The 6,395-nt window shown below is 64.5% G+C and carries 6 protein-coding genes and 1 pseudogene; 1 reads left to right on the top strand and 6 read right to left on the bottom strand.

Annotation, left to right across the window (positions count from 1 at the left end):
* Positions 1-283: 283 nt before the first annotated feature.
* From FSO04_RS37805 to FSO04_RS37785, 5 genes are all read right to left on the bottom strand, one after another.
* Positions 284-868, bottom strand: coding sequence for a BPSL1445 family SYLF domain-containing lipoprotein (locus tag FSO04_RS37805; protein WP_154566571.1), 585 nt, complete (start codon positions 866-868; stop codon positions 284-286).
* An 86-nt stretch (positions 869-954) separates the two neighbouring features.
* Positions 955-2,112, bottom strand: coding sequence for a PDDEXK nuclease domain-containing protein (locus FSO04_RS37800; protein ID WP_154566570.1), 1,158 nt, complete (start codon positions 2,110-2,112; stop codon positions 955-957).
* On the bottom strand, positions 2,109-2,387 hold the full coding sequence (locus tag FSO04_RS37795; RefSeq protein ID WP_154566569.1) for an HU family DNA-binding protein: 279 nt from the start codon (positions 2,385-2,387) through the stop codon (positions 2,109-2,111). The genes FSO04_RS37800 and FSO04_RS37795 overlap by 4 nt, the downstream gene beginning before the upstream one ends.
* A gap of 273 nt (positions 2,388-2,660) precedes the next feature.
* Positions 2,661-3,494, bottom strand: coding sequence for a hypothetical protein (locus FSO04_RS37790; RefSeq protein ID WP_154566568.1), 834 nt, complete (start codon positions 3,492-3,494; stop codon positions 2,661-2,663).
* Between the two features lie 21 nt (positions 3,495-3,515).
* Complete coding sequence (locus FSO04_RS37785) at positions 3,516-3,872, bottom strand: hypothetical protein (RefSeq protein WP_154566567.1); 357 nt, start codon at positions 3,870-3,872, stop codon at positions 3,516-3,518.
* A 541-nt stretch (positions 3,873-4,413) separates the two neighbouring features.
* Between FSO04_RS37785 and FSO04_RS48880 the strand changes: the two are divergent.
* Positions 4,414-5,404, top strand: a pseudogene (locus FSO04_RS48880) (serine hydrolase).
* Between the two features lie 115 nt (positions 5,405-5,519).
* Here the strand turns inward: FSO04_RS48880 and FSO04_RS37775 are convergent.
* Positions 5,520-6,392, bottom strand: a complete 873-nt coding sequence (locus FSO04_RS37775) for a hypothetical protein (RefSeq protein ID WP_154566566.1) — start codon at positions 6,390-6,392, stop codon at positions 5,520-5,522.
* Positions 6,393-6,395 lie beyond the last annotated feature (3 nt).

Raw genomic sequence — 6,395 nt, 5'->3', positions numbered from 1 at the left:
CGAAGCTCCAACCGCATCGGGGCACTCCGCGGTTTCCTCCATCGAGGCCTATTCGACGCCTGCCAACACGCGCTGAGCCACCGTCACATTCCTGTGGCCGATGGCAGGCATCGAATAACCCTTAACGATCTGAGCCGGTTGTCATCCGGCTCAGTGCGGCCACAAAGGGGCATCGAATCTACAGTCACCTCGACGCTCAAGCATCGCCTGTGCACCCGCAAACCGCCATTCGGCTCACGAATCCGCTCGAAGCCTCGCAAAACGAACACGGCCACCGCCGCACTCAAATTTTGAGTCGCGAGACCTTGGTTCCCGAGAGCGACACATCTCCCATCAGACCGGCATTGGTCAGCACGATCGCATTGACTGGTGCGGTTGCCGTTGTCGTATCGATCGCACCGTTCGCACCGACCTTCAAGAGCGCGACGGACCCTTCTCCGCCGACCGACCAGCCTTTGGAACGGCGAAAGCTGTTGAGCGCATCATGGGTCATGAACAGGAAGATAACGGCCTTCGATTGAGCCCCCGCCTGCAGGCCAAATGACCCGGATACCGTGCTGTAGTAGCTAACGGATTTCCCGCCTACGCGCAATGCGCCTTCGCCGTACTCGCCGCTGGCGACGAAGCCAACCTTGATCACCGATGGGAACACGAGCACACCGTTCGCCTTGTCGACCAATTCCCGGGAACCCCTGACGTTCGCGTATAGTTTCGACAGGGTCCCATGGATCTTTGCATCGATCGCCCGCCGCTTCGAATCGTTGGACTCGTTGGCAATGGCATCGCTGACCGCCCCCAGGGAGACCGTGAGCGTAAGACCCGCGCCAACTAGCATTGCGCCCGTCCGCACAAAACCTCTTCTGTTCATCGCTACCTCCGTCGTGGTTGCATGGGTTACCGGGTCGCGGCCTCGTCTCCAGATGACCGGGATCGGTCAGGCATCGGGACCGGACTTTACGAAGCGCCGGTACGCCGCTCCAGTTCCGCTGTCGTGCGCTCCAGCTCCTGCACGATCATCGCCTCATCGGGCAACACCGTCTGGTATTCCGCCGCAAGAATCTTGTTCGGCAGGTTGTCCAGCGCGTAGTGTGCTTCGGCCGCACCTTTTTCGGCGCAAAGGATCAGACCGACAGGTGGATTCTCCCCAGGCTTCATCCAGTGCTCGCGCGCGTAGTTCAGATAGAGATGCATCTGCCCGGCGTCCACATAGCTGAAGCGGCCGACCTTGAGATCGATGATGACCAGGCATCTCAACCGTCGATGGAAAAACACCAGATCGACCCTGAACCACGTGTCGTCGATTCTCAGGCGACGCTGCCGGCCGACGAACGCGAAGTCGTCGCCGAGTTCCAGCAGGAAATCCGCCAGATGCTGGATCAGCGCCTCCTCAAGATCCGACTCCGAGTACTCGTCCTTGATGTCGAGAAACTCGAGGACGAACGGGTCGCGAATCGCCTCCTCTGGCGTGAGGAGATCACCCGGCTGGGCATCAGCGGCTTTTCTGAGCAGCGCCGCCTTGTTGCGCGACAGCGCCAGCCGCTCGTAAAGCTGGCTACCGATCTGGCGGTCGAGCTGGCGCACCGACCAGCCTTCGCGCAACGCCTCTGTTTCATAGAAGGCGCGCGCGGCCGCCGTCTTCACAGAAAGCAGGCGCACATAGGCGGACCACGGCAACGTAAAACGGGTGGCGAGCGCCATGTAATCAGGCGCTGTTGCCATGGTGTCGACAACGTCTTTCGTCGGCAGCGATTTTCCAGACGGCGTCTGGACATTTTCCGGGGCTGCCGATTTTCCAGACACTGTCTGGAAAATCTCCGCCGCCGGCCAGGCGAAATAAAAGGCGCGCATGCTGGCCAGATTGGCCCGGCCGAATCCGCGTCCGAAACGGCGCGTCAGGTCCTCGGCGAGCCGGGCGATCAGCGCCTGTCCGTAGCCCGCGCGCACCTGCCCGCCCTGCTCACGGGCGACGATCCGCCGCCCGATCTCCCAATAGGCGGCGGTCATCACGGCATTGACGTTGCGTGCCGCCGTGCGTCGCGCCGACTCGACGACACTGACCACCTCCTTGTGCAACCCGGCGTAGTCGTCGGGCGTGATCGCCACCTTCGTCATGACGCGTTGACGGCATCCTTGAATGCCTTGCCGGCCGTGAACTTGACCGTCCTTGCCGCGGCAATCTGGATTTCGGCGCCCGTCGACGGATTGCGTCCGGTGCGTGCGGCGCGCTGCCCCGTCGAGAACGACCCGAAGCCGATCAGCTGCACGGCGGCGCCAGCGGTCAGCGCATGCATGATCGCCCTGAGCACCGCATCAATGGCTTCTCCGGTGGCGGCCTTGCTGTCGCCGGTGCGAGCCGCAACGGCGTCGACGAGTTCCTGTTTGTTCATGGACAGTCTTGTTCGATGAAGGAAACCCGCACCCTACCGCATCGCACGGCTCTCAGGCAAACCCGGGCAAATCTGACGCCGGCGGGCGTCAGCACATCGCTGGCGCCGTGCCCTGCCCTTGCCCGCAAGATCCCGGGTCTCCGGCGACGACCGGAAAGCAGCATGCGGCAAAATCGCCACATCTGATAACTGGAGTAATCACGAACCGGCACCTCCGGCCGGAACCCGCGCACCGGCCCGATGGGCGACTAACCGCGCCGGCGTGCCGCGCGCTCAGCGACTCCCGGGCGGGCGGGTCGACAGGGTGCGCCGGTACTGATCGACTTCCAGCAGCAGATGGTCAATCCGCTCGCGCAGCTGGCCGTTCTGCGCGCGCAGCGCGTCCGCCTCCCCGCTCGCCTGCAGCCGCACTGCATCGTTCTGCATCTTGAGAAACCGCTCGGTGCCGGCCAGCTGCGTGGCCGTCTGCGCGAGGGTCGTGGCGCCGACGCCGGCACGTTCGATCGACGCGTGCAGCTCGCCGAGCAGCCGGTTCACGTGTTCGCCGGCCAGATCCCGTGCCGCATGCGCTTCGCCGAGTTCGCGGTGCAGCTGGGCGTTCTCCTGCTCAAGCCGCCGGATCCGCGCATGGGCATCTTCCAGCGCCGCCTGCAGCAGCGGCTGCTGCACCATCGCATTCACATCACCACGATCCGGTGCGGCGCCGCCTGCATGCCCGTTCCCCCGCTCACGCTGTGACGCATACAGCGGCGCGAGTGCCTCACGCACCACCGGGGCCAGCGCCTGTCGCATCAGCTCGAGATCGACCGGCCGGTTATCCGCACTGCCCGGCTGCGAGATCGGCGTGAGCGCCTGCGCGCGCCGGATCGCCTGCTGGACCGTCGGGGCGCTCGGATGGCGCTGAACTCCGACCTGCGGCGCGACATCGCGCAGCAGCCGGCTGTAGGTGGTCGCGCCAAACACGCGGCCGGTAATCGCGCGGACTTCCGCGATCAGCCCATCCAGAAAGCGCGCGTTGTCGCGCGGGAAATCCCGGTCGATCGCCGCGATGCCATTCATGATCGCGAGCAGTTGTGCGTCGTTCCATTCAATCCGGGGTCGGCCCATTGTTCAGCTCCTCGGGGTCCGTCAGAAAAGATCGCCCTGCCGCGGGTCGCGCGCCGGCGGTTTCGACCCCTTCACCGGACGCGCCGACTGGCGCCGCCGCTTCACGCGCCGCAGATGCGCGATGAGCCGCAAGGCCACGCCATCGGCCAGCAGCGTCAGGCTGAAAAGGCCGGTCTCCCCCGGCGCCGCCGCGCCCGGGTGGTCCACCGCGGCACGCAGCGACGGCTGCAGGGCAAGGCGGCGGGCGCGTGCGAGCAGCTGCGCGCGGCTCATCCCGGGCCAGCAGTCGGCCACGAGGCGTTTGACGGCATCTGGCAGGGCATCCGGCGCGAACCCGGCCGGCAGTCCCAGCGCCACCAGTTCGAACGTGTCAGCCATCGGTGGCCCGCCCTGCCGTCGTCGCGGTCCTCGCCTCGTCACGCACCGCTCCAATCTGCCCGTCCATCCGCCTGCCCGCTCCGTGATTCCTGCGATGCCGCTGATTCTGCCATAGCCAGCGTCATTTTTACTACCATATTTATTACTGTACTTTGCTCTGGTGGACATTACCGCCAGAATGTTCAGGGGTTTCGAAGCGAGCTGATATTGCGCTACTAAATTCAACAAACCATCCAGGCGGATCGAGCCCATAATCAACGGCGCCTCCGAGCGCAAGGCCCCCGCCGTACCTTTGCCAAGCAATCTCTGTTCGCCGCTGAGGTGCGGCCGTACGGTTCCGCATCCGCGATCGAGTCAGCGCAGTACAAAGTGATACTGCCGGAACGGAGATCGGAGGGCCGAATTTCTTGCGCACGGAATCTGTCCTCCTTCACACACTCATTCCTGCAGTTAGCAACTACAGTTTAATTGCCAGGGACGATCCTGAACGTTGGACCGTAATCGCCTGTTCGCCTGATTGCAGTCCCAGGGTGTGATTGACATGAAGAAACTCGCCAGCGTGCTGCTTCTCGCCGCAGCACCGCTCGTGACGTCCGCCGGGACGCCGCTCCTCTATTCCCGCAGCGCGATCGTGTACGACGTCGGGCGCAGCGAAGTCCTGCTGGAAAAGAATCCTGACGAAGCTGAACCCGTCGCATCGCTCACCAAGCTGATGACGGCGATGGTCGTGCTGGACGAAGCGCAGGCCTTCGGAGAAACACTGACCATCGACGATGCCGATATCGATCGCCTTAAACATTCGGGCTCACGTATCCCGGTCGGTGCTGCGCTCGCACGCGAGGAGATGCTGCGCCTTGCGCTGATGTCGTCCGAGAACCGCGCGGCCTCCGCGCTCTCGCGCGCCTTTCCGGGCGGTCAGCCTGCCTTCATCCGCAAGATGAACGACAAGGCACGCGCGCTGCAGATGGCCGCCACGCACTTCGACGATCCGACGGGGCTGTCACCAGACAATCTCTCTACCGCGCGTGATCGTGAAGATGGCGGAAGCCGCGTCGCACTATCCGTTGATCGGCGACTTCACGACACTTCCGCAATACGAGGAGGCGGTCGGCAGCAGAACGAGGTTCTACCGGAACGCCGACCCGGTAGTCGATTGGCCGGACTGGGACGTCCAGCTCGCGAAGACCGGTTATACCGACGAGGCAGGACGCTGCGTCGTGGTCGACGCCAACATGCCGAATGGTCAGGTGATTATTGCGCTCCTCGGCGCGCGATCTTCGAGGGCGCGTTCGGCGGATCTGGTCGCGATTCGCCGCTGGCTGGACGGCGACGCAACGCCCGTTGTCATGCCACGCCGGTACTACGCGGGCACGCAGCATCATCATCATCAAATGGTCGCCCAGGCGCATCGCGTCAAGGCGACGCTCGCAGCGTATCGGACAGGATCCGTTTCAGGTGCGCGTCGGCCGGATGTCAGGCTCGATACTGGCACGCGGCACCGCCGTGCGTCGCCAGGCGCCTGGGTCCAGTAGTAGATGTCGCGCGCTGCGACGGGAACGGTTTAAGCGTTTTTCTGTCGTCCAATGAAGTAAAGCGGGTCGCGCTCCGGAAGTAAATGGAGGAAACCTGCGCTCCACAACGCCTCGCTCACCGGGTCTTCATGTACGCCGCATACAGTCCGGCATGCAGATCGCGCAGTGCCTTGCGCCGTTCGACCAGTTCATGCTGGTTGCCCTGCCGCTCGAGGCTGAGGATCTGCAGCAGCAGCCGCGTCGCCCGCTCCGGCGCCGTCTGGCGCGACGGCTGCGCTTCACGCAGTAGCGGTGCCAGCCCTGGCTTTTCGATCAGCACCCACGCGGGGAACCACGCGAGATCCGCTGTCTGCCCTGCACCCTCGAAATTTGCGTCGAACTTTCTGCGCAACGTGTCGATTGACGCGTCGGCGAGCCGGTGCAACAGATCAGCCAGGCGGCCAGGTGACAGCCAGGCCAGTTCAGTGAGCAACGGCAACGCAGACTCCAGGCCATCCGCGCGGTACCGCGCCGCCGCCATCCACGTCAGCGGCGCCGGAATCCGGCGCCACGATTCGATCCGCTCGACGGCCCGTCTTGCCTCACCCCAATCGCCCGCGCGCAGCCAGAGCGGCGCCGCGTGAAGGTCACTGACGTCAGCGCGAAACGGCAGGGCCGCGGCCTGCTGCGCGACCGTCCGCCAGCATGACGCCGCCCACGCCCGTCCGGGCGCGTCGCCCAGTAACCGCCGCGCCGCCGGTTCAACCTCATCATTGAGGTGGCCACAGGCGGCAGCCAGCGCCGGATGATCGGCGAACGACGTGGCGACATCGCTGTCGAGCACATCGATCAATGTCGCCAGCCCCGCCAGGGTGTCGTCATCGGGGAATTCGCCTGCCAGTCTCTTCAAGGCCTGCCGGGCAGAGACTGCATCGCGACGGTGGAGGGCATCCACCACATCGTTGCGGAGCATGACGTCGCGGCTGTCGGCGAAGATGTCGAGCTGCATGAT

The organism is Paraburkholderia madseniana (assembly GCF_009690905.1).
GTDB lineage: Bacteria > Pseudomonadota > Gammaproteobacteria > Burkholderiales > Burkholderiaceae > Paraburkholderia > Paraburkholderia madseniana.
This window is presented reverse-complemented; position numbering and strand designations above follow the sequence as displayed.

What these genes read in the sequence shown, in the direction of transcription:
- FSO04_RS37790 (WP_154566568.1), bottom strand. Translation starts at nt 3,494, where the DNA reads ATGGGCCGACCCCGGATTGAATGGAACGACGCACAACTGCTCGCGATC.
- FSO04_RS37785 (WP_154566567.1), bottom strand. Translation starts at nt 3,872, where the DNA reads ATGGCTGACACGTTCGAACTGGTGGCGCTGGGACTGCCGGCCGGGTTC.
- FSO04_RS37805 (WP_154566571.1), bottom strand. Translation starts at nt 868, where the DNA reads ATGAACAGAAGAGGTTTTGTGCGGACGGGCGCAATGCTAGTTGGCGCG.
- FSO04_RS37800 (WP_154566570.1), bottom strand. Translation starts at nt 2,112, where the DNA reads ATGACGAAGGTGGCGATCACGCCCGACGACTACGCCGGGTTGCACAAG.
- FSO04_RS37795 (WP_154566569.1), bottom strand. Translation starts at nt 2,387, where the DNA reads ATGAACAAACAGGAACTCGTCGACGCCGTTGCGGCTCGCACCGGCGAC.
- FSO04_RS37775 (WP_154566566.1), bottom strand. Translation starts at nt 6,392, where the DNA reads ATGCAGCTCGACATCTTCGCCGACAGCCGCGACGTCATGCTCCGCAAC.